The 25,435-nt window shown below is 34.1% G+C and carries 26 protein-coding genes and 1 tRNA gene; 16 read left to right on the top strand and 11 right to left on the bottom strand.

What is annotated here, in order from left to right:
* Positions 1 to 14: 14 nt before the first annotated feature.
* From kdpB to AC0J6S_RS08575, 5 genes are all read right to left on the bottom strand, one after another.
* A complete protein-coding gene (gene kdpB / locus AC0J6S_RS08595; protein ID WP_474953442.1) occupies positions 15 to 2,048 on the bottom strand; it encodes a potassium-transporting ATPase subunit KdpB in 2,034 nt (677 codons plus the stop codon).
* Positions 2,049 to 2,056: 8 nt separating this feature from the next.
* The gene (gene kdpA / locus AC0J6S_RS08590) at positions 2,057 to 3,778 is read right to left on the bottom strand and encodes a potassium-transporting ATPase subunit KdpA (protein WP_474956306.1); all 1,722 of its coding nucleotides are present in this window, start codon (positions 3,776 to 3,778) and stop codon (positions 2,057 to 2,059) included.
* Between the two features lie 19 nt (positions 3,779 to 3,797).
* Positions 3,798 to 3,875, bottom strand: coding sequence for a K(+)-transporting ATPase subunit F (kdpF, locus tag AC0J6S_RS08585; protein ID WP_165153762.1), 78 nt, complete (start codon positions 3,873 to 3,875; stop codon positions 3,798 to 3,800).
* Positions 3,876 to 4,022: 147 nt separating this feature from the next.
* Positions 4,023 to 4,304: a DUF7674 family protein gene (locus tag AC0J6S_RS08580; RefSeq protein WP_165152750.1), complete on the bottom strand. Its 282-nt coding sequence runs from the start codon at positions 4,302 to 4,304 to the stop codon at positions 4,023 to 4,025.
* A gap of 245 nt (positions 4,305 to 4,549) precedes the next feature.
* A complete protein-coding gene (locus tag AC0J6S_RS08575; RefSeq protein WP_113666381.1) occupies positions 4,550 to 5,890 on the bottom strand; it encodes a sigma-54-dependent transcriptional regulator in 1,341 nt (446 codons plus the stop codon).
* 739 nt (positions 5,891 to 6,629) lie between these two features.
* Here AC0J6S_RS08575 and AC0J6S_RS08570 point away from each other — a divergent pair.
* Entirely contained in the window at positions 6,630 to 7,520 is an 891-nt protein-coding gene (locus AC0J6S_RS08570; protein ID WP_474956305.1) for a DUF6268 family outer membrane beta-barrel protein, read from the top strand.
* 93 nt (positions 7,521 to 7,613) lie between these two features.
* Here the strand turns inward: AC0J6S_RS08570 and AC0J6S_RS08565 are convergent, their stop codons facing one another.
* A complete protein-coding gene (locus tag AC0J6S_RS08565) occupies positions 7,614 to 9,257 on the bottom strand; it encodes a tetratricopeptide repeat-containing sensor histidine kinase (protein ID WP_474956304.1) in 1,644 nt (547 codons plus the stop codon).
* A 450-nt stretch (positions 9,258 to 9,707) separates the two neighbouring features.
* On the opposite strand from AC0J6S_RS08565, the gene AC0J6S_RS08560 reads away from it, so the two are divergent.
* Together AC0J6S_RS08560 and AC0J6S_RS08555 are read left to right on the top strand one after the other, a co-directional pair.
* Complete coding sequence (locus tag AC0J6S_RS08560; RefSeq protein ID WP_474956303.1) at positions 9,708 to 10,268, top strand: DUF6642 family protein; 561 nt, start codon at positions 9,708 to 9,710, stop codon at positions 10,266 to 10,268.
* A gap of 95 nt (positions 10,269 to 10,363) precedes the next feature.
* Positions 10,364 to 10,954 (top strand): MCP four helix bundle domain-containing protein, encoded by a 591-nt coding sequence (locus AC0J6S_RS08555; protein ID WP_474956302.1) that lies wholly within the window; start codon positions 10,364 to 10,366, stop codon positions 10,952 to 10,954.
* Between the two features lie 234 nt (positions 10,955 to 11,188).
* Here AC0J6S_RS08555 and AC0J6S_RS08550 read toward each other — a convergent pair whose 3' ends face one another.
* The gene (locus AC0J6S_RS08550; protein WP_262707888.1) at positions 11,189 to 11,314 is read right to left on the bottom strand and encodes a hypothetical protein; all 126 of its coding nucleotides are present in this window, start codon (positions 11,312 to 11,314) and stop codon (positions 11,189 to 11,191) included.
* A gap of 345 nt (positions 11,315 to 11,659) precedes the next feature.
* Here AC0J6S_RS08550 and AC0J6S_RS08545 point away from each other — a divergent pair, with 345 nt between their 5' ends.
* Positions 11,660 to 11,893 (top strand): hypothetical protein, encoded by a 234-nt coding sequence (locus AC0J6S_RS08545; protein WP_474956301.1) that lies wholly within the window; start codon positions 11,660 to 11,662, stop codon positions 11,891 to 11,893.
* Positions 11,894 to 11,983: 90 nt separating this feature from the next.
* Here AC0J6S_RS08545 and AC0J6S_RS08540 read toward each other — a convergent pair whose 3' ends face one another.
* A complete protein-coding gene (locus tag AC0J6S_RS08540) occupies positions 11,984 to 12,436 on the bottom strand; it encodes a DUF4442 domain-containing protein (RefSeq protein WP_196853349.1) in 453 nt (150 codons plus the stop codon).
* Between the two features lie 196 nt (positions 12,437 to 12,632).
* Between AC0J6S_RS08540 and AC0J6S_RS08535 the strand changes: the two genes are divergently transcribed.
* From AC0J6S_RS08535 to AC0J6S_RS08515, 5 genes are all read left to right on the top strand, one after another.
* On the top strand, positions 12,633 to 13,088 hold the full coding sequence (locus AC0J6S_RS08535; RefSeq protein ID WP_474956300.1) for a DUF4870 domain-containing protein: 456 nt from the start codon (positions 12,633 to 12,635) through the stop codon (positions 13,086 to 13,088).
* 319 nt (positions 13,089 to 13,407) lie between these two features.
* A complete protein-coding gene (locus AC0J6S_RS08530) occupies positions 13,408 to 13,740 on the top strand; it encodes a PadR family transcriptional regulator (RefSeq protein ID WP_091205948.1) in 333 nt (110 codons plus the stop codon).
* A gap of 2 nt (positions 13,741 to 13,742) precedes the next feature.
* Positions 13,743 to 15,467, top strand: a complete 1,725-nt coding sequence (locus tag AC0J6S_RS08525; protein WP_474956299.1) for a PspC domain-containing protein — start codon at positions 13,743 to 13,745, stop codon at positions 15,465 to 15,467.
* A 2-nt stretch (positions 15,468 to 15,469) separates the two neighbouring features.
* A complete protein-coding gene (locus AC0J6S_RS08520) occupies positions 15,470 to 16,210 on the top strand; it encodes a head GIN domain-containing protein (RefSeq protein ID WP_474956298.1) in 741 nt (246 codons plus the stop codon).
* Positions 16,211 to 16,296: 86 nt separating this feature from the next.
* Positions 16,297 to 17,130 (top strand): GIN domain-containing protein, encoded by an 834-nt coding sequence (locus AC0J6S_RS08515; protein ID WP_474956297.1) that lies wholly within the window; start codon positions 16,297 to 16,299, stop codon positions 17,128 to 17,130.
* A gap of 125 nt (positions 17,131 to 17,255) precedes the next feature.
* Here the strand turns inward: AC0J6S_RS08515 and trxB are convergent, their stop codons facing one another.
* On the bottom strand, positions 17,256 to 18,203 hold the full coding sequence (gene trxB, locus AC0J6S_RS08510; RefSeq protein ID WP_474956296.1) for a thioredoxin-disulfide reductase: 948 nt from the start codon (positions 18,201 to 18,203) through the stop codon (positions 17,256 to 17,258).
* A gap of 130 nt (positions 18,204 to 18,333) precedes the next feature.
* Positions 18,334 to 18,408 (bottom strand) — tRNA-Pro (locus AC0J6S_RS08505).
* A 395-nt stretch (positions 18,409 to 18,803) separates the two neighbouring features.
* Between AC0J6S_RS08505 and AC0J6S_RS08500 the strand changes: the two genes are divergently transcribed.
* The 7 genes from AC0J6S_RS08500 (at position 18,804) to AC0J6S_RS08470 (ending at position 24,347) form a co-directional block, all read left to right on the top strand.
* Positions 18,804 to 19,568, top strand: coding sequence for a ParA family protein (locus AC0J6S_RS08500; RefSeq protein WP_474956295.1), 765 nt, complete (start codon positions 18,804 to 18,806; stop codon positions 19,566 to 19,568).
* Positions 19,569 to 19,575: 7 nt separating this feature from the next.
* On the top strand, positions 19,576 to 20,475 hold the full coding sequence (locus tag AC0J6S_RS08495) for a ParB/RepB/Spo0J family partition protein (RefSeq protein WP_474956294.1): 900 nt from the start codon (positions 19,576 to 19,578) through the stop codon (positions 20,473 to 20,475).
* Positions 20,475 to 21,035 carry a DUF5683 domain-containing protein gene (locus AC0J6S_RS08490; RefSeq protein ID WP_474956293.1) on the top strand — a complete coding sequence of 187 codons (561 nt, stop codon included), beginning with the start codon at positions 20,475 to 20,477 and terminating at the stop codon, positions 21,033 to 21,035. The genes AC0J6S_RS08495 and AC0J6S_RS08490 overlap by 1 nt, the downstream gene beginning before the upstream one ends.
* A gap of 50 nt (positions 21,036 to 21,085) precedes the next feature.
* On the top strand, positions 21,086 to 21,286 hold the full coding sequence (locus tag AC0J6S_RS08485) for a hypothetical protein (RefSeq protein ID WP_474956292.1): 201 nt from the start codon (positions 21,086 to 21,088) through the stop codon (positions 21,284 to 21,286).
* A 4-nt stretch (positions 21,287 to 21,290) separates the two neighbouring features.
* Positions 21,291 to 22,019 carry a 4-hydroxy-tetrahydrodipicolinate reductase gene (gene dapB, locus AC0J6S_RS08480; protein WP_474956291.1) on the top strand — a complete coding sequence of 243 codons (729 nt, stop codon included), beginning with the start codon at positions 21,291 to 21,293 and terminating at the stop codon, positions 22,017 to 22,019.
* Positions 22,020 to 22,088: 69 nt separating this feature from the next.
* Complete coding sequence (gene lepB, locus AC0J6S_RS08475) at positions 22,089 to 23,642, top strand: signal peptidase I (protein ID WP_474956290.1); 1,554 nt, start codon at positions 22,089 to 22,091, stop codon at positions 23,640 to 23,642.
* 78 nt (positions 23,643 to 23,720) lie between these two features.
* On the top strand, positions 23,721 to 24,347 hold the full coding sequence (locus AC0J6S_RS08470) for a WbqC family protein (RefSeq protein ID WP_474956289.1): 627 nt from the start codon (positions 23,721 to 23,723) through the stop codon (positions 24,345 to 24,347).
* 17 nt (positions 24,348 to 24,364) lie between these two features.
* Here the strand turns inward: AC0J6S_RS08470 and AC0J6S_RS08465 are convergent, their stop codons facing one another.
* Entirely contained in the window at positions 24,365 to 25,411 is a 1,047-nt protein-coding gene (locus AC0J6S_RS08465) for an endonuclease/exonuclease/phosphatase family protein (protein WP_474956288.1), read from the bottom strand.
* Positions 25,412 to 25,435 lie beyond the last annotated feature (24 nt).

Here is a 25,435-nt window from a genome sequence, read left to right as displayed (position 1 = left end):
GGCTGGGGTGAGGATTACATAAATAATGCTACAACCAAATCAATTATTTTAATTCCAATAAATGGGATGATCAAACCACCAAGACCATAAATCAATAGGTTTCGCTTTAAAATAGCACTCGCCCCGATCGGTTTATAATCAACTCCTTTTAGCGCAAGCGGAATCAATATCGGAATAATAATCGCATTGAAAATAACCGCTGATAAAATCGCACTTTCTGGACTGTGTAATCCCATAATATTTAATCCTTCAAGAGCAGGAATTGCCGTGATGAAAAGCGCAGGAACAATGGCAAAATATTTGGCCACATCATTCGCAATAGAGAAAGTAGTAAGCGTTCCTCTAGTCATCAATAATTGTTTTCCTATTTCTATGATTTCGATTAACTTGGTGGGATCATTGTCTAGATCGACCATGTTTCCGGCTTCTTTTGCTGCTTGTGTTCCGCTATTCATGGCGACACCTACATCGGCTTGCGCCAAAGCGGGAGCGTCATTCGTACCGTCACCCATCATCGCTACGAGTTTTCCGTTTTGCTGTTCATTTTTGATGTAATTCATTTTATCTTCCGGTTTGGCTTCGGCAATAAAATCATCTATACCAGCAGCTTCGGCAATAAATTTGGCTGTCAACGGGTTATCTCCTGTAACCATTACCGTTTTTACTCCCATTTTTCTCAAACGGTCAAAACGTTCTTTCATTCCCGTTTTAATAATGTCCTGCAATTCAATAACCCCTTGAACTTGACCATTTTTAACTACCACCAATGGCGTTCCACCTTTTGATGAGATAGCAATCACTGCTTGTGCAATATCTTCCGGGAAAATTGTTCCCGCTTGCAGTGCAATATTTTTTGCAGCATCCTGAGCTCCTTTTCTAATATCGGTTCCGTCTTTTAAAATAACACCGCTGGTTCTCGTTTCGGCGGTAAACTTGATTAAAGTAGCTCCTTCAATAGATAGTTTATTTGCAACTTCAATTCCTGCCAGTTCCACAATACTTTTGCCTTCGGGCGTGTCATCAGCCAGTGAACTCAAAACTGCTGACTTTATAAAATCATCTTCCGAAATCCCCTTTGCAGGATAAAAACGTGTTGCTTTTCTGTTTCCAATAGTGATTGTTCCTGTTTTATCCAAAAGTAATACATCAATATCTCCCGCAGTTTCGACCGCTTTTCCTGATTTAGTAATTACATTAGCTCGCAAAGCCCTGTCCATTCCTGCAATTCCAATCGCAGATAACAAACCACCAATCGTTGTTGGAATCAAACAAACAAAAAGTGAAATGAATGCAGCAATTGTTATCGGTGCATTCGCATAATCGGCAAAAGGTTTCAAGGTCACACATACAATCACGAAGATTAAAGTAAACGCTGCCAACAAAATAGTTAATGCAATTTCATTTGGCGTTTTTTGACGACTTGCCCCTTCTACCAAAGCAATCATTTTGTCCAGAAAACTCTCTCCTGGTTCGTTAGTTACGATAACTTTGATTTTGTCTGATAACACTTTAGTTCCGCCGGTAACTGATGATTTATCGCCACCCGCTTCCCGAATTACAGGAGCGCTCTCTCCGGTAATGGCACTTTCATCTATAGTGGCCAATCCTTCGATAATTTCACCATCAGTCGCAATCAAATCACCTGCTTCACAAACAAAAATATCGCCTTTCTTCAATTCAGAAGAACTGATATTCTTAATTTCACCATTGGCTAAAACCTGTCTTGCCGGTGTTTCCTCACGTGTTTTTCTCAAACTGTCCGCTTGTGCTTTTCCTCTGGCTTCGGCAATAGCCTCGGCAAAATTGGCAAACAAAAGCGTTGCTAACAAAATTAAAAATACTATGAAATTATATGTAAAACTACCTTGGTCTTGTGCGCCAAATAAAATGGCAATACACACGGCTAGCATAATGGCAGTTCCGATTTCAACGGTAAACATTACCGGATTTTTGAACATTATTTTCGGGTTTAGCTTTACAAAAGACTGCACCAACGCCTCTTTTACTTGCTTACTTTCGATTAATGAATTGGATTTATTGTTATTCATTTTTACTATTATTTTAATGTAAAATATTCTGCCAATGGTCCTAAAGCCAATGCTGGGAAGAAAGATAAAGCTGCAATAATGGCGATTACGGCAAAAACCATAACTCCAAAAATGGTCGTGTCTGTTTTTAAAGTTCCAGCACTTTCAGGAATATATTTTTTATTGGCCAACAATCCTGCTATAGCCAATGGCCCAATGATAGGAAGGAAACGACTCAATAACAAAACAATTCCTGTAGTGATATTCCAAAAAGGATTATTGTCTCCTAAACCTTCAAAACCAGAACCATTGTTGGCTGCACTTGAAGTATATTCGTATAACATTTCCGAAAATCCATGATGTCCAGGATTGTTCAACCAGCCTGTAGCATTTCCGCTAAACCAGTAGCCCATTGCAGTATCATTTGCAGCAAAATAAGATGCTAAAGCGGTACCTGACAATATCAATAAAGGATGAAGAATGGCGATGAAAGCAGCGATTTTTACTTCACGGGCTTCAATTTTCTTTCCTAAAAATTCTGGCGTTCGCCCCACCATTAAACCCGAAATAAATACGGCGAGAATGATGAAAATATAGAAGTTCAAAAATCCTACTCCGCAACCACCATAAAAGGCGTTGACCATCATCGCCAACAATTGCATCGAACCAGAAACCGGCATCGAACTGTCATGCATACTATTCACCGAGCCTGTAGAAATTACGGTGGTGGCAATGCTCCAAAATCCAGAAATGGCGGGTCCAAAACGAACTTCTTTGCCTTCCATCGCTCCAGTTGCTTGTGTAATTCCCATTTTTTCGATAGCGGGATTTCCGTTGAGTTCACTGATAACTGTTGGAATAACTAAAAGTAAAAATCCAGCCGTCATCACTCCAAAAACGACATAGGAAAACCTTCTTTTCTTGAGATAAAATCCTAAAGCAAAAATCATCGCAAACGGAATGATTAATTGTGCCCATAGTTCAACCGCATTGGTAAAATAAGTAGGATTCTCTAATGGATGAGCCGAATTGGCTCCAAAAAACCCACCACCATTCGTTCCTATATGTTTAATTCCGATAAACGCTGCTGCAGGTCCACGAGAAACTGCTACTGAATCACCTTGTAAGGTGGTAATTGTGTCTTTTCCTTCAAAAGTCATTGGAGTTCCGCTAAATAATAAAGCGATAGCTACAAGAGCAGAAAAAGGCAGTAAAATTCTTGTACAGCTTTTGATAAAATAATTATAAAAGTTACCCAATTTATCAGTGGTTCTCTCTTTCATTGTAGTAAAAACCATTGCTGCAGCTGCCATGCCAACACCTGCAGAAACAAATTGCAGGAACATCAATACCATTTGTGACAAATAAGAAACGCCTGTTTCACCCGAGTAATGCTGCAAATTGCAATTTACCACAAAAGAAATAGCGGTATTAAATGCCAAATCTGGAGTCATATTTGGATTATTATCTGGATTTAAAGGCATTGAACCTTGAAATAACAACACAAAAAAGCAAAGAAAGAACCAAACCATATTCACGCTTAACAGTGCTTTTAAATGCTGCTTCCAGTTCATTTCTTCCGTGGCATTGATTCCGCTGATTTTGAAAATAAATTTTTCAATTGGATTGAAAATCGGGTCAAGCAATGTTGTATCGCCGGAATAAATTTTGGCAATATACCTTCCTAAAGGAATAGCCAAAACTATCGAAACAATAAAAATACTGATGACACCAAATAATTCTGTGTTCATAAAAAATTAGTTTATTGAGTTAAAATTTTTCCGGTTTGATTAATACATAAACCAAATAGCCAAAAACAGCAATTGCAATTATAAATAGTGCTATCATAGTTTAGATTTTTTCAAAAAATTCGACAGATTTAAAACAAATCGCAAACAACAAAACAGCTAGTGCGAGTAAAAGGATTGTGATTATCATAATTGTAGATTATTGGATTATTGGATTATTGGACTTTTAGACAATTTATTTGCCTCATTATACTCCCGAGGCATTAATTTGTTTGATGTATTCTGCCTTCAATGATTTTGGGAAAAGATTCGAAATATTGCAATGACGCAATTCCATGAAAGAGGAAACTGAAAAAACATATACATTCGAAATGGCAATCTTAGTTTCGTTGCTTCCTGTTGTCAATAATCGTTCAGCAAGTGCCAAACATTTTTTTGCTCTGGAAATATTTCCAGTAATAATTGCAGTCTTGGTGATTTCAGCAAAGCGTTCTGCTTGTTTGTAAATCGTGGTGACTTGATTTTTCATATGTATTTAATATTTGTTTTTTAAAGGAATATGGTATCGCCATTCTTCGGTTTTATTTCTAATTTGAATCATGGCGATTTCATAAGAATGATTTTTATGTTCTTCATCGCTTATGCCAAAATACATTCCAAAAAGTAACCATAAACATCAAAGCATTGTCAATTACGGATTTGTGGTTTTCATGCCAAAAAAAAGCATAAAAAAAGCCTATCAAAATGATAGGCTTTTCTCAAAATAATATGATTTTAATGAATGTTGTATTCGTCTAATTTACGGTAAAGTGTTGCAATACTAATCTCCAGCAAGCGTGCGGTCTCTGCTTTATTTCCTTTGGTGTAATTCAAAACTTTTTGAATGTGGAGTTTTTCAATACTTTGCATCGAAAAAGCAGACATTATTTTAGTGCTTTTCTCTATTGGATGTTGCATTTCATAGGGTAAGAGATCAGTAGTAAGCGTTTCTCCGTTTACCAAAATTACGGCTCGTTCAATGATATTTTTTAATTCCCTAATATTTCCGGGCCAGTTATAGGTTTCAAGTTTATGAAGAAATTCAGCATCAATAGTCAATGTCTTTTTATTAGTTTTAGCCGAAAATTGAGACACAAAACTATGAGCCAATGGCGGAATATCTTTTATTCTTTCTCTTAAGGGCGGAATTTTAATTTCGAAAATATTCAATCTAAAATACAAATCCAAACGAAAACGGTGTTCTTCACTTTCGGTTTTTAAATTGCGATTCGTTGCGGCAATTAACCTAAAATTTGATTTTCTGGGTGTCGTATCTCCTATTTGTATGTATTCATTGGTTTCTAAAACCCGTAATAATTTAGCCTGCAATTCTATAGGCATTTCACCAATTTCGTCCAAAAATAAGGTTCCTCCATTGGCTTCTTCAATAAATCCTTTTTTATCTTTTAAGGCACCTGTAAAAGCCCCTTGTTTGTGTCCGAATAACTCACTTTCCAGGATTTCCTTGCTGAAAGTACTACAATTCAATGCAACAAAGGATTTCCCTACTCGGTTGCTGTTTTCATGAATGGCTTGTGCAAAAACTTCTTTTCCGGTGCCGGTTTCGCCAGTTAAAAGTACAGTAGAATCTGTTTTGGATACTCTTTTGGCCAAATCAATTACCTGTTCCAATCCTTTTGATTTTCCGATAATAGAATCAAATGAATATTTATCGGAAATTCTTTTTTGTAATTGTTGGACTTTCTTTTGCAACTGCACTTTTTCTAATGCCTTATATAACAACGGAATAATTTTGTCATTATCATCCCCTTTGACTATGTAATCAAAAGCCCCGTTTTTCATGGCTTGAACACCATCGGAAATTTTGCCATAAGCAGTTAATAAAATGACTTCTGTCAAAGGAAAAGCACTTTTTATTTTTTGTACAAAATCAACGCCGTTGCCATCTGGAAGTTTGACATCGCAAAGAACTACATCAATTTCCTTAATTTCCATTTTTTTGAAACCCGATTTTAAATCCGATGCTTCAAAAACTTCAAATCCTTCTGATTTTATTATTCTAGCGAGCAGTCCGCGAAGTTTTTCTTCGTCGTCTATGATAAGGATGTTTTTCAAAACTGACTTTATATAAATTTAATAAACAAAATTACATCTTTGCCTCTTTAGAGAGGTTATATCTACTACTAAATTTTCATTAGCTCAACCTTAAATTTTAATCTCAACAGCAAAAAATCTATACAATTGTAAAATTTTCATACCGTATAAGGGCAAATAAATAAGGTGCTTTGATGAAAATATCAAATTTATAAAACTAAGGCACGAGTTCAAATTACAGTTTTCGCTTCAAAAATTTATGTTCAAAAAATATCGTATGAATATTCTGGGAGTGAGAAAAGGGCGCGAGAAATCCTTTTAGTTGAAAGAGCTGATAAAATCATAAATAAACTTTTTTTCATAGAGTTGTAGCTAATTTTGTCCTCAGTATCAGTAGAATTTTCAAACTAAATCCTTTTTCATTTTCTTTAAAAAGGCATCAATAGCTGTGAAGTTCTTTCAATCAAAATTATGAGACTGTGAATTTTGCAACTAATAAAAGTAATTGTGTACGGAATAGATTTTACTAATTTCTAAATTTGTTCTGTGTTGACTGAAAATGTACCTATCGGTTTTAGAAATGGGAATAAAATAGCAATACTTATTCACTGATGTACCAACAGTACTACTTTATACTACTAAATTTGTACAGAAGTTTTTATATAAAGAAGAACATTTCAAATTATTGTAAAAACGGAAAATCCATTGCTAACTATTTTAAATACTATCAACTTTCTAATATGAAAAAAAAATAATACTATTGGTATTTTTAGTACTGCCTTTTTTATGTAATGCACAAGAATACATCGATCTGTTTTCTATCAATTATGGGAAATCGCAAAAGACAACTTTTGAAGATTCATCGATTAACACCGACATAGCTACGTTTCAAACGAATCTCATTTTACCAATTGTTTTAAATGAAAAATATATTGCTGTTACCGGTGTAAATTTCAGCAGCTACAACTTACAATTGTTTCCTAATGCTGAAAACAATCATTTATACTCAACAAATTTAAGAGCGGGCTTGAGCATTAACCATTCCGAACATTGGACCGGAATATATCTTTTTTTGCCAAAAGTCGCATCTGATTATATCAATCTAAGCAGTGAAGACATTTACCTGGGCGGATTAGCTTTATTGAAACATAAAAAAAATGAAAGTTTTGGTTATGGTTTAGGACTTTACGGCAGTAGTGAAGCTTACGGTATGTCCGTTGTTCCCATTGTGACTTTCTATTATCAAAATCCGAATAAACGTTTTGAAATAAATGCCTTCATGCCAAATGATGCTGACATCAATTATAGTTTGACTGATAAAACAAAAGTAGGCGTGGATTTTCTGGGTCACGGAAACAGTTACAAACTGACCACTGATAACGTTCGTTCAAATTATGTCGAAAATAATTCGATAGATTTTTCTACTTATGTACAAAGAAGCATTTTAGATAAAAAAATTCTTTTACGTCTAAAAATGGGTTATTCGTTAAATGATTTTAGAGTATATCCAATAGATCAAAAACTGGATTTACAAATTTTAGCGTTAAAATTTGGGGATAACCGAACTCCTATTTTAGATAACAAATCAAATACGCTCCTTTTGAAAATGGAAGCTATTTATCGATTTGATTTAAGCAACGTTAAAAAATAAATGCAATCTCTAAGACTTCGGTTTACAAAATATGGGTTTGCTTCATTACCTATTTTTTTTGTATGTATCGTTATTTTTGGACCGGAACAAATATTAAACTGGAAATGCGAAACTCACTTTAAATCCTCTTTGGAGCGCATTATCAAAAGTAAATGTTCCATCGATGGCCTTTATGCGAGTCTCAACATTTAGGAGTCCGTTTTTTAAATTTATTTTTTTCTGCGAAACCCCAATGCCGTTATCCGTGTATTCTATTTGGATTTTTTTCTCGATATTTTTAAAAGCAATAACTACTAAACTACATTGGCTGTGTTTCTTCATATTGACCAGCAATTCTTGAAGGATGCGATATATTGTAATTTTTTTATTGGTTTCCAAAGCTGTATTTAGCAACACATCCAACCCATTCACCATTATATTTACATTATCGTTACTGTAATTCGACATCATTTCTTTCAAATTGGGAACAAAATTAGGTCCAATGTCTATTGAACTATTTTCTCTGGAAATATTTCGTGTTCTGGAATATATGCTATCCAAATCATTGAGTAGGGTTTCTTTATTGTTTTCTGTAGATAAATCTTGCGTTTCCGCAAACGTCATTGTTTGGTACAAATCATTTGCCAACTCATCGTGAAGTTTTTTGGAAATACGTGTTTCAGTGTTATACGATATTCTAATCTTTTCTCTTTTGCTTTTATTTTTTAAAAAATTAATGATAAAAACAGAAAGGAAAACCACCAGCAATACTACAAAAGACAACAGCAGTGTATTATTTTTTTGTCGTTCTAATTGTAAGGTGGTTTGTGCTTTTTGGGCAGATAACTTTAGATTATCCGCTCTGTTTTGGTCGCTGTCATATTTGATTTTAGCAAATTGATTTTTAGCGTTGTTTCGGACTTTAACAATGCTGTCATTTAACTGTATATACGCTAACGCATACTTGTTATTCCCCCGATCAAAATTATTTTTAACCAAAAAAGATAATGATTCCAGTCTCCCATCAACACTTCCAATAGCCATTGAAGTTTGATACGCTCCCAGTACATATTCATTCGCCTTTTTAGAATCTTTATTTAAAAAATATTCTGAAAGATGCAAATAGCTTCCAAGAATTCCATAGGTGTCATTATTCATCTTCCTCATAGATAGCGCTTCGTTCATTAACCGCAACCCATCTTGATCGCGACTAACCTTAAAATAGGAGTAACCAAGATTGTCCAAAACTCGCGCTTTAGTTACATTAACGGTGTCTAAAACGTCCGACTTTATTACTGCTTCCAATATTTTAATGGACGTATTGAATTCCTTTTTCTCAATATTAACAGATGCTATGTTATTTTCAATGGAAATTTTAGGTAAAGTATCCTTGGTAATACTTTTAGCTTTATCATAATAATATAAGGCGTCATCATAATTAAAAAGTTGTTTAGATGAAATCCCTAATTGATTATATGCGGCTGATTGATAGAGTACATTGCCTTGTGTGTACGGTAGGGCTTCGACTAGATTTTTTTCACTGCCAGAATAATCACCATAAATTTGCTGAATAATAGCCATTTGAAGTAAATTATAAGCAATTTTCAAACTATCATTTTCTACCTCATATAATAACTTGGAACGGTTATAAAAATAAAAAGCACTATCAAACTTTTGATTTGCATAATTTGCCATACCTAAGTCCAATAATCTTCTCGCCTGTAAACTATTTTGTGAAAGCGTGTCTTCAGTAGCCAATGCGGCTTTAGTTTTTGAAGTTTCTGTGCAAGAACAAAAAATTAAAAGTAGAAAAAAAACAAAAATTGGGGAACGCAACATAATGGGAACTTTTTCCGAAATTAGTACTTTATAAGTACTTTTCCGAAATTAAATTATACACTGTGAATTTAGTGGCTGCATTATCAAACTAAAACCCTCCGCACTGCAGTCTTATTTTTTATTTTTAAAACAAATACATCAGTAACCCGTTAATAACTATTTATTGTTAAATGCTAACAACAAATTTTATTCTGAAGTAATTTTACAAATTGAAATTATAAAGTCGTTTCATTAGTAACTTCTGGAAAACCTACTCCGTTTTTAGAATAACTACTATTTGTTTTTAATCGCTAAAAAGCGTTAATAATTCGGGTTTTGTATTTCAAAAAATAGCCGTTCGTGTTAAATCATCTCAATACACTAAATTTAATGGAATCTGATACTTTTATTTTCTGCCTCGAAGCAGTTTCCGATGTAGACACTATTACGACAACTGAAGTGGTCAAAAACTTAGAACAACTAGCCTTTGAGCAAGGCATTACCAGTATTTATAAAACTTGTGATACGATTGAAGGATTAGAAGAAAGTTTAAGTGCGCTGCTATATGACGACCATAACTTTAAAAATTATCAAATAATCTACTTAGTCATGCAAGGCGAAGAAAACTCAATATGCCTTAATGAATATTACTATAGTTTAGAAGAAGTAGCAGAACTCTTTGAAGGAAAGATGAAAGGTAAAATAGTGCATTTTGCTAATGCAAAAGTTTTAGACTTGAGTACCGAAGAAGCACAATATTTCCTAGATATTACAGGAGCACGCGCGATTTCAGGTTACGGAACGACTTTCAACACAGTAACCAGCAGTGCATTAGATAAAGCTTTTTTTGGCTTATTTGAAGAAGAAAATGACATTATCGAGATCGTAGAAGAATTACATCAAAAACAGTATGCCCTGTGCAAGTTACTTGATTTTAGATTGTATTATTAAAGGAAAAACCACCGCCACTTTTCGTTAAAATTAATAGCATTTGATAGAAATCCAAGACAATAGCATATATTGTACTGCTCCTAAATGCTATCAAAATGAAAGATCTAAAAAAATATAATAATAAAACAAAAGCCGCTTTTGTTTTACTCGTTATTATGTTTATAATCCTGCTCAGCAATTTTAATACCCTGCAAAATTCAAAAAAAACAAATGAAGATATCAACACCATTTATAAAGATCGATTAGTTGTAGCTCGGTATATCTTTCAGTATGCTAATACACTTTATTTCATCAAAATAAATGTAGCAGAAAAGAACATAACTGATTTTCAAAAAAGGGAAGAAATTTTAGCAGCTATAGAAAAGATTCAAAACATAGACAAATTATACCTTGAAACTGTTTTGACTCCAAAAGAGAAAACATATTTCATGACCTTTGTATCTTCTTGTTCTGCTATTCATTCAGCAACGCAAAACGAAAATTGGAATCAAGTACGTTACAACAGCAATAAAGCTTTACAAACGCTGGAACAATTATCCAAAATACAAAGTACAGAAGGCAGGTCAAAATTGACACACTCCACTACTCTACATAACGATAACAATAGTATGGGCGAACTTTCAGATTGCTTTACTCGTTATTTTAGGTGGCATTACATTGTACTTATTACTGTCCAAGAAAAATAAAATAAACATCAAAATCCCTGAATCACATAGTCTGAATTAATTACTCCCTAAGATTTAAAGTCAGTTTCAAAAAAATTGTCAGCTTCGAAATGGATTTTTTTTTAAATTAAAAAAACCGCTCTACTGGAAACGGATTTAGAAAACTTGAGTTTTTTTATTTAGCATAAAGGAATTTATTTTGAAAAACCGTTCAATTGCTTTGTTATGATGCATTATAATTTAATAATTACTAAACTATTTAGTTGTAATTATAATTACGCCATTAGGTGCTTGAGCACCATAAATTGATGCCGCATCCTCTTTTAAAACGCTCACATTTCTGACATTGTAAGGAAAAAGAATCCACGAATACTTTAGCATTGGAAATAGGTTTATTGCTGTAATTCATAACTTTCCCTGTTAACTTATTTTGCGCACTACTTTAAGCCACAAATAGTACAGAATAAATACTACCGATTTAGAAATCTGTTTAACTATTTCTTAAAAAATTTATCAAATAAACGGAAAAACTACTCTGAAAGTATTCTCTGTGGAAAACAGCAGTCGTATAATTTACTGGAATAACGATTTTTTGAACGAATGACAATTAAATCGCTATACCTCTAAAATTTAAGTAAGTATTAATTAGATTTTTTAAAATATATTTGAATTATTATTTACATTTGGATTAATATCCAAAGAAAAAAAACAATTAAACAATATAAAATGAAAAAAATAGAAACATTTGTAGCAATCGCATTTCTTACGATAAATCTTAGTGCACAGGAAGTAAAAGCTGTCGCTAAAGAAAAGGCAAAAAAAGAGTCTTGTTGTGCAAAAAAAGACGCTAAGTCAAAAGGAATGACTGCAGCTGAAGTTGAAAAATGCAAAACAAAATGTAAAGCTGAAGGAAAAAAATGTGATGCCTCTATGGCTAAAACAAGTGGTAAAAAATGCTAATCTAAAAAGATTCTTATTATACTCAACAGAAAACGCCTCTAAAATTTAGAGGCGTTTTCTGTTTATTTAAATGTGTCAGTTGACTAATCTTTATTTGATTCGTACACTCCATTCAAAATCCATTTCGGAAACTTGTATTCCCTTTTCATCTGTTCCTATGGATTTCATCCAGAACGTTTGTCCTTCCCCGGTGGCAATAGTTTCTTGAATCGCTTTTTCAATTAAATGACCGTCCTTGCAGGTAAAAGTGATTCTGCCAGTCGCTTTTTTGGTGAAATTTCCTTTATTATTGGCTACCAACATCGAGATTTTCCGGCCGCTTTTTTGAATTTGAAACATCACTAAAGCTCCTGTAGAAAGCTCAGCCGCCATAGCTTGTACCGCAAAGTACATGGAATTAAATGGATTTTGGTTGATCCATCGGTGTTTCACAGAAACTACACATTGGTTCTCATCTATTGTTTTTACGCGTACTCCACAAATAAATGCCGACGGTAATTTAAACAAAAGAAATTTATTAAGTTTTGATGCTGTAAGTTTCATATTTACTAGGTTTTTTGCTAAAATACAAAAAAATAGTATGCGTACATATAAAATTAATTTGTTAATATTGTGTTAATATTTGGTACTATGCAAAACAAGATACTGTCTTTTAGACATATATTTGTATAAGAAATTACTAGGTAACCTATTTAGCATCTATTTCGGAAAGTTTTAATCATCATCAAAATCAAAAAAAATGGAATCAACAACAGAAAAAAACATCGCAACATTCACCCATTTGAGTTCATTAACGCAATATTTCATTCCTTTTGGAAATTACATTTTTCCAATAGTGCTTTGGAGTACTAAAAAAGAGGAATCTGAATTTGTAGATCACCACGGAAAGCAAGTATTGAATTTTCAATTGAGTTTACTTTTATACTCTTTACTGTTGATTATGATTGCAATTCCTTCGTTTCTTATTTCAATATTTAAGGACACTACATTTGAAACATTGGCAAATCATCATGACATTACGCTTTCAAATTTCAACTTTGAAAATAATATTGGAGCGCTAACAGTTGGATTACTTTGTGTTTTGATTTTTGGACTTTTGAAAGTGGCTGAATTCTTTTTGATTATTTATGCTTCAATCAAAACGGCAAACGGAGAAAAATATAAATATCCAATAACGATTCCGTTCCTTAAATAAGGAGCAATCAGATAAAAAGAAAATAGACGTAATAGGTAAAGCGAACGAACTAGCCCTGATTACTTCACATTTTATATATTTTCAGAGGAGTTCAGTGAATTTCATTTGCAATGGAAATCCTTTTATATTTTTTCTTTAAAAATATAAAAGATTGTAATGGAAAGCAGGAATAAGCTCCAAAAAATAAAAAGGGTATCAGGCAATACGAGATTGCTTCGTTCCTCGCAATGACAAATCATCACCCGAGCCAGAAAGGCGAACTGGCAAAACAATCAAAAAATGAACTGTTTAATCAACACAAAATCAAAAAAAAGAAATTATGAACATTGAAAACACAAAAGCCCAGATGCGAAAAGGTGTTCTCGAGTTTTGCATCCTATCTGTTTTAAAAGAAAAAGATGCGTACACATCGGAAATACTGGACACTTTGAAAAACGCAAAATTATTAGTCGTAGAGGGAACTATTTATCCGCTCTTGACGCGACTTAAAAACGACGGATTACTCAACTACCGTTGGGAAGAATCCACCTCAGGACCGCCAAGAAAATACTACGGCCTGACTGAAATAGGACAAACTTTTTTAAACGAACTAAATGGGACTTGGACTGAATTATCCGATGCCGTAAACCTAATAACCAACCAAAAACAATAGTCATGAACAAAACTGTAAATATAAACCTAGGCGGAATGTTCTTTCACATAGATGAAGATGCATACCAAAAAATGACACGCTACTTTGACGCTATAAAACGTTCTTTATCCAATTCATCAGGACATGATGAGATTATCAAAGATATTGAAATGCGTGTTTCGGAATTATTGAACGAAAAACAAAAATCAGACAAATATGTTATCGGTTTGAAAGATGTAGATGAAGTGATTGCGGTAATGGGACAACCGGAAGATTACATCATTGAAGATGAATTGAAAGGAGCAAATACCTACAACAGCAACACAACAAGAAGGACAAAAAAATTATATCGTGACCGAGAAAAAGGGATGATTGGCGGTGTTTCGGCTGGATTAGGACATTACTTTGGCGTTGATGCTGTGTGGATCAGAATCGTACTTATCCTATTGGTTTTTGCTGGATTTGGAACTGGAATCGTAGCGTATATCATTCTTTGGATTGTGACTCCGGAAGCAATCACAACAACTGAAAAACTTGAAATGACTGGGGAACCGGTTACGATTTCAAACATTGAAAAAAAAGTAAGAGAAGAGTTTGAAAATGTTTCTGACAAGATAAAAAATGCAGATTATGATAAATACGGTAACCAAATAAAAACAGGTGCCGGTAAAATAGGAAATTCTTTTGGTGACTTTATCATGACTATTTTCAAGATTTTCGCTAAATTCTTAGGCGTAATTTTAATCATCACTGGAATAACAGTATTGTTTTTTCTATTAATTGGTATTTTTACCTTAGGTTCCGGGGCATTCATTGATTTCCCTTGGCAAGGCTTTATTGAAGCAGGCAATTTTACAGATTATCCTGTGTGGGCTTTTGGACTTTTGATGTTCTTTGCAGTTGGAATCCCTTTCTTTTTCCTGACCTTACTGGGCTTCAAATTACTAGCGCCAAACATGAAATCTATCGGAAACATTGCAAAATACACGTTGTTGGCACTTTGGTTAATTGCAGTTGCATTAGCGATATCAATTGGAATAAAACAAGCCAGCGCATTTGCAATTGATGGACGAGTAGTTAAGAAAGAAACAATCAATTTGAATCCAAGTGATACGCTTTTCATCAAATTCAAACACAATGATTATTTTGCTAAAAATGTAGAAGACCGTAATGATTTCATGGTAACGCAAGATTCTACCGGAACTGATATCATTTATTCAAATGAAGTTAGTTTTAAAATCGAAAAAACAGATGAAAAACTACCTTACCTCCAGATTGAAAAAGAAGCGAGCGGAAAATCGTTATCAGAAGCAAAAAACAGAGCCGAACAAATTAAATATGCTTATAAAATAATTGGAAATCAATTACTTTTAGACAACTATTTAGTAACCGATTTAAAAAACAAATACAGAGATCAGGAAATTGAAATAACATTATATTTGCCTAAAGGGACTCTGATAAAACCAGATTCTTCCATGAGACATTATGATCGTACTGATGGAGATTACTTCTTATGGAATCCAGATTCTAACAAAGACATCTACAGAGTTGAAGATAATAAAATAAAATGTTTAAATTGTCCCGCAGATGAAAACGCGTATAATGACGTGAATGAGAATATTTCAGATACTACAGGTGATTCTACAGAAGTATTATTAAATATAAATGGAAAAGATGTTATAACGAAAACTACCTCGAAAAGTAGTTTAAAAATAAACGAAGACGGTATCATCATTAAAACCAACTAATCATGTTAAAAGTCATCACATTAATTACAAAATTCATTCTCGTTGTGTTAACTGCTTTGTTATTCGCTTCTTGCAACCACTCCATTAATTTGAGTTCCATAAAAGGAAGCGGAAATGTCACCACCGAGAAAAGAAATGTTGAAGATAATTTCAAAAGCATTGAAGTCAACAATTCGATAGATCTTGTCATAGAACAATCAGACAAAACGGAAATAGTAGTTGAAGCGGATGATAATTTGCAAAAACACATTACTACTAAAGTAGAAAATGGAACTCTTGTTATTTCTTTTGATAAAAATTCTTTCTCCAATGCTGGTTCTAAAAAAGTAACGGTAAAAATGCCTGTTATTGATGAATTAGAAGCCACGAGCAGTGCCACAATAACGAGCAAGAATACACTGAAAGGCGAAAATATCCGTTTGAATACTTCGAGTGGAGCAAGTATTGATTTAAGCATCGAATCTGATAATATTACTTGCGATACCAGTAGCGGAAGTACTATCACGATAAATGGAAAAGCGCTTCAGATGAAAACGACTGCATCAAGTGGCAGCGAAATTAATGCTGATAAATTATTAGCTAATGAGGTAACTGCCGATGTTTCTAGTGGAGCTTCTATAAGTGTTCATCCCATTGTAAAATTAGTTGCACAAGCATCCAGCGGAGGAAATATCTCCTACGCTATACAACCAAAATCGATTCAAAAGGAAACCAGTTCTGGCGGCAGTATAAGCCGACAATAGTAAATTCTTGAAGAAAATATTATAAAAATCATCCATCACAAGTGGATGATTTTTTTTATATTTGTGTAGACTCAAACCAACTTAACATGAAAAAATACACACTTATACTCCTGCTACTTTTATCAACCACATTGACATTGGCACAGAGAAAGGAAAAAATAAAAGGATCAAAAACGGTTACGGTTGAGCAACGGGAAGTAGGAAATTTTGAATCACTCACAGTTGAAGACAATCTCGAAGTATATTTAGAAAGAGGGGAAAGAACCGAATTAAAAATTGAGGCTGATGACAACCTTCATGATATTATTTCATTGGATTTAAGTGACAAGATATTGCGAATTTATACTACAAAGCAAGCTACAAATTATAAAAAAATAATTGTCAGAGTAACATATACTAATGATTTAAATCTAATTACTTCAAAAGATGAATCGACGATTAATGCGATACAAGAACTTTTACTGAACACCATTACACTAAAAGCTCATGATGCTTCCAATTTATTTTTGAATGTCAACACCAAGGATTTCTTACTTCAGGCAGACGATAAATCAAAAACAGAATTGAATTTAAAATCCGAAAATGCGACCATTGAATTAAGCAAAAACTCATCTTTAAAAGCCTTAGTTAACACCACTGATTTGAATGTAGATATGTACCAAAAATCTGATGCTACAGTAGAAGGGAGTGCTATAAATTCAATGATTCGACTAGACAACAATGCTTCATTTACGGGAAATATGTTCACCACAAAAAATGCGGATATCACCACCGAAAGTTATTCTAACTGCAGTTTATTTACGGAAACAGCCGTGATTATTGATGCCGCTAACAAATCAGAAATCCAATTGGTAGGTTCTCCAAAAATTGAAATACGAAAATTTGCCGATGAAGCAAAATTGATTAAAAAGTTGAAATAATCCTTCTCCAACCTTTTCCAAAGGAGAAGAAGAAAAACTAGATTGATGTTATATATTCTAACAATAAAAAGTCCCACTTGCTATGGCAAATGGGACTTTTTAAATATTAATTTTTCCAGCTATTATTATTCTTTAGAAGCTAAATATCTTTCAGCATCAAGAGCCGCCATACAACCTGTTCCGGCCGCAGTAATTGCTTGACGATATACATGATCCGCAGCATCACCCGCTACGAAAACGCCTTCAACATTTGTTTTTGAAGTTCCCGGAGTATTGATTATATATCCTGTTTCATCTAATGAGATAAAGTCTTTAAAAATATCGGTATTTGGTTTGTGACCAATAGCTACGAAGAAACCAGTTGCAGGAATATCAAAAACTTCGTTGGTTGTTTTATTTAAAGCCTTAACGCCAGTAACTACTTGCTCATCACCTAATACTTCAACAGTATCGTGATTCATTAATATAGTAATGTTCTCCGTTTTGCGAACGCGTTCTTCCATGATTTTAGACGCTCTGAATTTTTCGCTACGCACTAACATCGTTACTTTTTTACAAAGCTTAGATAAATAATGTGCCTCTTCACAAGCTGAATCACCAGCTCCTACAATCACGACTTCTTGATTTCTATAGAAAAAACCATCGCAAACTGCACATGCCGAAACTCCACCACCCATTTTTAAATAATGTTGCTCTGATGGCATTCCTAAATATTTAGCCGATGCTCCTGTAGAAATTATTACTGTTTCACAATGCAATTCTATCGTATCATTAATCCAGACTTTATGAATATCTCCAGAGAAATCAACTTTGGTAGCCCAACCATCGCGCACTTCAGTACCAAAACGTTGCGCTTGTGCTTGTAACCCCACCATCATTTCCGGACCAGTTATTCCTTCCGGATTTCCAGGCCAGTTTTCTACTTCATTAGTGGTTGTTAGCTGCCCACCAGGCTGCATTCCTTGGTACAAAACAGGATTCATGTTTGCTCTGGCGGCATAAATTGCGGCAGTATAACCTGCTGGACCAGAACCTATAATAAGACATTTAATTTTTTCGATTGTAGCTGACATATTGGTGTTTCTTTTGAATTTAACAGTGCAAAAATAGGATATTATTGCTGTAATACTGAACAAGAAGTATCAGTTTTAATTATTCTGGAATAAAAAAATCCCTTCTGTGAAAACAGAAAGGATCAATTTGTCGGGGTGGCAGGATTCGAACCTGCGGCCTCCTGCTCCCAAAGCAGGCGCGATAACCGAGCTACGCTACACCCCGTAACGAGGGTGCAAATATAGAACTATTTTTGGCTTATGCAAAACTATTTCAGAAATAACAAATAAATTTATTTGTACGTGAAAATGGTAGGATAAAAGTCATTTTCCAAAGCCTGGACGAAAGTGGAAAGCTACGCAGAACTCCTCTCATTTCTCTGTAATAATCTGAGCTAACATAACTAGTTTTTTTTGCATGCCCTTAAAAGATAAACTATAGCTAATGAGCAAACTAGCGGGATCATAACACACAGCTAAAATTGCTTCATAAAAACTAAAACGCTCTAAAATAGGAATCTGTCAAAAGACAAGGAATCAAGCTTTAACGAATGTTAACAAAATAGATTTTTAGAAACCATAAATAATTGTATTTTTACGGTTCAAAATTTAGAAAAATAAATGGGCAAAATCATCGCGATTGCTAATCAAAAAGGAGGAGTTGGAAAGACTACAACATCAGTTAATCTTGCTGCTTCATTAGGAGTTTTAGAAAAGAAAGTGTTACTTATAGATGCTGATCCACAGGCGAATGCGTCATCAGGATTAGGAATTGATGTTGAATCTGTTGAAATAGGTACGTATCAAATTCTTGAGCATAGTCATACGCCAAAAGAGGCCATCATAAAATGTTCTGCCATAAATGTAGATGTGATTCCATCGCATATTGATCTTGTTGCCATTGAAATCGAATTAGTCGACAAAGAAAACAGGGAATATATGCTTAAAAAAGCATTGGAAAGTGTAAAAGATGATTACGATTTCATCATTATTGATTGTGCGCCATCACTGGGATTACTTACCCTAAATGCTTTAACTGCTTCCGATTCAGTGATTATTCCTATTCAATGCGAATATTTTGCACTGGAAGGTTTAGGAAAACTGCTGAACACCATAAAAAGTATCCAAAAAATTCACAATCCGGATTTAGATATCGAAGGATTGTTATTAACCATGTTTGACTCTCGTTTGCGTTTGTCAAACCAAGTGGTCGAAGAAGTTCAAAAACATTTTAACGACATGGTTTTTGAAACTATTATCCAAAGAAATGTTAAATTGAGTGAAGCACCAAGTTTTGGCGAAAGCATCATAAACTATGACGCAACAAGTAAAGGCGCGACCAATTACCTGCACTTGGCTCAAGAAGTTATTAAGAAAAATAGCTAAACTAGTTATGGCACAAGCAATAAAAAAACAAGCCTTAGGAAGAGGACTATCGGCATTATTGAAAGATCCGGAAAACGATATAAAATCTGTTGACGATAAAAATGCCGATAAGGTTGTAGGAAATATTATTGAGCTTGAAATTGAGGCAATTGAAATAAATCCGTTTCAACCGAGAAGTAATTTCAATGAGGAGTCACTGCGAGAATTAGCAACTTCTATCAAAGAATTAGGCGTTATTCAGCCCATTACCGTGCGTAAATTAGACTTCAATAAATACCAATTGATTTCAGGGGAACGTCGTCTTCGCGCATCCACGCTTGTAGGATTGAAAACGGTTCCTGCTTACATTAGGATTGCAAATGACAACGAATCACTAGTTATGGCCTTGGTGGAAAACATCCAGCGTCATGATTTAGACCCAATTGAAATTGCACTTTCATACCAACGTTTGATTGACGAAATTCAGCTAACTCAAGAACAAATGAGCGAACGAGTAGGGAAAAAACGTTCTACAATTGCTAATTACTTAAGACTTTTGAAACTAGATCCGATAATCCAAACTGGAATTCGTGATGGTTTCATCAGTATGGGTCACGGCCGTGCTATCATCAATATTGAAGACCAAGACATTCAAACTGATATTTATCAAAAAATCGTAAGTCAAAATCTATCGGTTCGCGATACCGAAGCGTTAGTCAAAAACTATCAGGAAAGTTTAAAACCTAAACCTGCGGGAAAACCAAAGGCAGCTTCATTTGAAATCGCTGAAGCTCAAAAAAGTACTTTTACAAATTATTTTGGTACCAAAGTAGAAGTAAAAGTAGCAGGAAACGGTAAAGGGAAAATCACAATTCCATTTCACTCTGAGGAAGACTTCAACAGAATCATCAAACTAATAAACGAATAGTGAGCAAAATCATTTTCATCGCTCTATTCCTTTTTATAGTAGGAAACACTGCTGTTTTTGCACAAACGGAAACAGAAGCGGTGTTGGTCGCTAAAGACACTTTGAAATCAAATGACATTGATCCTTTGACACCGGCAAAAGCAGCTTTTTATTCAGCTGTTTTACCGGGTTTAGGCCAGGCTTACAATAAAAAATATTGGAAAATACCGCTTGTATACGGAGCCTTGGGAACGAGTATTTATTTTTATGTTGACAATAATAAAAAATACCATCAATACAGAGATGCTTACAAAAGCAGACTGGAAGGTTATGTTACAGACGATTTAGCTTTTCTGGACAACAACCGTTTGATTGCCGGACAGAAATTTTACCAACGAAACCGCGATTTATCTGCTCTGGTTACGCTGGCTTTTTATGCATTAAATATTCTTGATGCCAATGTGGATGCCGCTTTAATCCAATTTAATGTAGATGAAAACTTGTCCGTAAGACCGGTTCTTTATCCAAATGATGTAACATTAAAGACGAATGTAGGACTAACATTTAATTATAGTTTCTAGAACCCCATAATTAGTTTAAAAACGGAATTAAATAACAAGAACAGCTCGTCATGTCATTACTTAATAAAATCGGGAAGAAATATTTTTTTATTGGAACTACAATTTTATTACTAATCACTTTAGTAAATTATTCCGAAAATAAGACATTCGATCCGATCCGAATGAATACCTTCTTTTCAGGATTTATTGCCGGAGTTTTATTAGCATTATTAGCTGCAGGACTCTTTAATTATTCGAAATTTAAAAAATAAACAAATGAAAATTGCGCTTTTAGGATACGGAAAAATGGGCCAGGTAATTGAAAGAATTGCATTGGAAAGAGGCCATGAAATCGTTTTGAAAAAAGATGAAAACACTACTTTTGATGGTCTTTCAACTGCTGATGTAGCTATTGATTTCAGTGTTCCAACAGCTGCAGTCAGTAATATTTCAAATTGTTTCCAAGCGAACGTTCCCGTAATTTCCGGAACAACAGGATGGCTGGAGAATTATGATGAAGTTGCGGCACTTTGCGATGAAAAAAAAGGAGCATTTATCTCTAGTTCTAACTTTAGTTTAGGGGTAAATATATTCTTTGAACTAAACGAATATTTGGCTAAAATCATGTCAAAATTCGATAGTTACAACGTTTCAATGGAAGAAATCCATCACACACAGAAACTGGATGCACCAAGCGGTACAGCAATTTCTTTGGCAAAAGGTATCATTGAAAATAGCTCGTATAACAATTGGACCTTAGAAAAACCCGAAGCTGACCACACGAGCGATAGCAAACTGTCGAAGCAAATTCATATCGAAGCAAAGCGAATTGGTACAATTCCGGGAACGCACACTGTAACATATAATTCCTCCGTAGACGCAATCGAAATCAAACATACCGCACACAATCGCGAAGGCTTTGCACTTGGGGCGGTTATCGCGGCAGAATGGATAGTGGGAAAACAAGGTATTTTCACCATGAAAGATGTTTTAGAATTAAAATAAAATTATTCGCTTGTTTAAGAAAATTGCTAACGAAAAAGCCTTAAACTTTAAACTTTAAACAAAAAAACAATGACACTATATCAATGGTTTGTATTTTTTCTGCTGATACAAATAGTTCACTTTTTAGGAACTTGGAAATTATATGAAGCTGCCGGAAGAAAAAAATGGGAAGCTGCAGTACCCGTTTACAATGCAATTGTTTTAATGAAAATCATAGGCCGTCCTAGTTGGTGGACTATCTTGCTATTTATGCCAATTATCAATTTGATCATTTTTCCGGTTGTTTGGGTAGAAACGCTGAGAAGCTTTGGAAAAAGATCCGGATTAGATACTTTTTTGGTATTAATAACCTTGGGATTGTACCTGTATTATATCAATTACACACAAAAATTAAATTACATTTCGGATAGAAGTTTAAGTCCGCAAAACAAAGCTGCTGACACCGTTAGTTCTTTACTTTTTGCTATTGTTGTAGCTACAATCGTGCACACCTATTTTATACAACCATACACTATTCCAACTCCATCATTGGAAAAATCTTTATTAGTAGGTGACTTTTTATTTGTCAGCAAAATGAATTATGGCGCCAGAGTTCCTATGACAACTGTTGCTTTACCAATGGTTCACGACTCTATTCCTTTGACAAAAAACAAATCATATATGACTTGGCCTCAATTGCCTTACATGAGAATGCCTGGAATTCAAAATATTGACCGCACAGATATCGTAGTTTTTAACTGGCCGGTCGATACTGTTTATAGATTTTTTGACACTTCAAAAAGGCGCGCTTACAAACCAGTCGACAAAAAATCAAATTACGTAAAAAGATGCGTGGGAATTCCGGGTGATAATTTATCAATAAAAGACGGTATCGTATACATTGATGGTAAAATATTGCAATTACCTGAACGAGCGAAACCACAATTCTCTTATAAAGTGGCTTTGGATGGAAAAACACCAATCGATTTTGAATCTTTATTTAAAGATTTAGACGTGACGGATCCTGCTGGTTTTATGGATCAGACAAAAAGAGATACACTTTTCATGAGCGCCTTAACAGAAGTCGGAGCGGAACGATTAAAAAACACACCCGGAATTACGGCTGTCATCAGACAAATTTCCCGAGAAAATGACAATGGTGTTTTCCCACATATCAACAAATGGAATCGTGATAATTACGGTCCCGTTTACATTCCGGAAAATGGAAAAACAGTTGCATTAACAACCGAAACCTTGCCGTTTTACAAAGCTATTATTACCGATTATGAGAATAATGATTTAAAAGTAAACGGTTCTGAAATTAGAATAAACGGCGAAATTGCCACTAGTTATACTTTCAAACAAAATTATTACTGGATGATGGGTGACAACCGTCACAACTCAGAAGACAGTCGTTATTGGGGATTTGTTCCTGAAAATCATGTCGTAGGAAAACCTATTTTTATATGGTTGAGTATTGATCCAAATGGTAAAGGAATAAACAAAATTCGTTGGGATAGAGTTTTCACAACTGTTAGCGGTGAAGGTCAGCCACAATCTTATTTCAAATTATTTCTGCTTGGATTAGTAATTTTCTTTGTAGGAGAATATTTTTGGAAAAAAAGAAAAGCGAGTAAAGTTTAAATAAGAAAAGTTTAAAGTTTAAGGTTTAAAGTCATATGACTGCCTTGAACTTTAAACTTTAAAATAACAAATCATCAAATGGAAATTCTCCTCCATCCCACTTATTTCCCGTCAATAAGTCATTTTGCGGCTATGGCACAGTCGGAAAATATTACGTTTGAAATAGAAGATAATTTTCAGAAACAGACAAACCGCAATCGCACTTATATTTACAGTCCAAACGGCATTCAGTTATTGAATATACCAGTAAAGCATTCGAAAGAAAGCCATCAAAAAACGAAAGAAATTAGAATAGAAACTGATTTTGACTGGCAGAAACAACATTTCAAATCACTAGAAGCAGCTTATAGAAATTCGCCTTTTTTCGAATTTTTTGAAGATGATATCCGACCTCTTTTTGAAAAAAAATATGACTTTTTGTTGGATCTAAATTTTGAAGCGTTGGCTATTTTGTCCAAATGCCTTCGCATGAAAATTGCTTATAAAACTACAACTGAATATTTTCATGATGTAGACACAGCTGTAATTACAGATTTCAGAGCTTTGGTAAACGGAAAAAAAGACCTTTCGACCTTTGAAAATTACACACAAGTTTTTGATGACAAATATGGATTTATCAACAACCTTAGTGTATTGGATTTACTTTTTAACGAGGGGAAATATGCTGCTGAATATTTAAAAACCCAAAAGCTGATTATCACATAGTTTTTTAAAGTCGGTTATTACTCTAACGATAATCTTGCCATTATAGGAAAATGATCTGAGTTTATAAAACTGGGGAAATGTTCAAAACTCTTAACTTTCATTTTTTCATCGGCAAAAATATAGTCAATTCGCGCTGGATAATACCTGAACTTATAAGTTTCTCCAAAACCAGTTCCCGCTTCCTCGAAACTATCTTTCATCTTACCTTTTATACTTCTATAGACATAAGAAAAAGCACTATTATTCATGTCCCCGCAAATAATTATCGGGTAAATACATTTCATTTTGTGCTCTTTGAATAATTCTGCTTGTTGCTGTTGCTGCTTGAACGCTTTACTAATTCTGATGAAAAGCATTTGTGATTTTTGTTGATTGATCGCATCTATATTTTCATCAATCTCGTTCACATCAGGAGAAATCTTTATAGACTGCAAATGCATATTGTAAACTCTGATGATGTCTTTCCCTTTTTTGATGTCTGCGAAGACAACATTATTGCTGGAATTAGGAAAAATAATATTCCCCTGATTAATGATTGGAAATTTAGAAAAAATAGCCTGACCGGTTTTAATTTGGTTTCCATCAGTAAAAATATACCGATGCGGATATACTTTCAAATCAATATCGGCAGAAGGCGAATACTCCTGAATGCATAATATATCAGGATTTTTATCATTGATGAAGTCTAGAATATCCGAAGGAACATCATCCCTGTCAATCCATCTAAATACATTCAATAACCGAACATTGTAACTCATTACGGTAAAATCTTTTTCTTCTTTAGAAAATTTAGGAGAAGAAAATTTGTAGAATTTATTTATAAAAGTGATTCCTATCAATAAAACCAACCCCGAAACGATCAATTGCTTCTTGAACTGTATTGCCCAATACACAAAAAAAAGCGCATTGAAAACAAAAAAAAGCGGCATAAAAAGTGTCAAAACGGACAAAAGGGGAAATGATTTTGGTGCTAAAAAAGGCAAGATATAGGCAATAAAAGTCACAAGAGTTAAAATAATATTCAAAAAAAACATCCCTTTATTAAACCATGACAAATTTTTCATTTTCTCAATTTTTTATTAGTACAA

The organism is Flavobacterium sp. TS_SC_5 (assembly GCF_056156265.1).
Note: the sequence above shows the minus strand (reverse complement) of the source record. Positions and strands in the feature narration are given on the sequence as shown.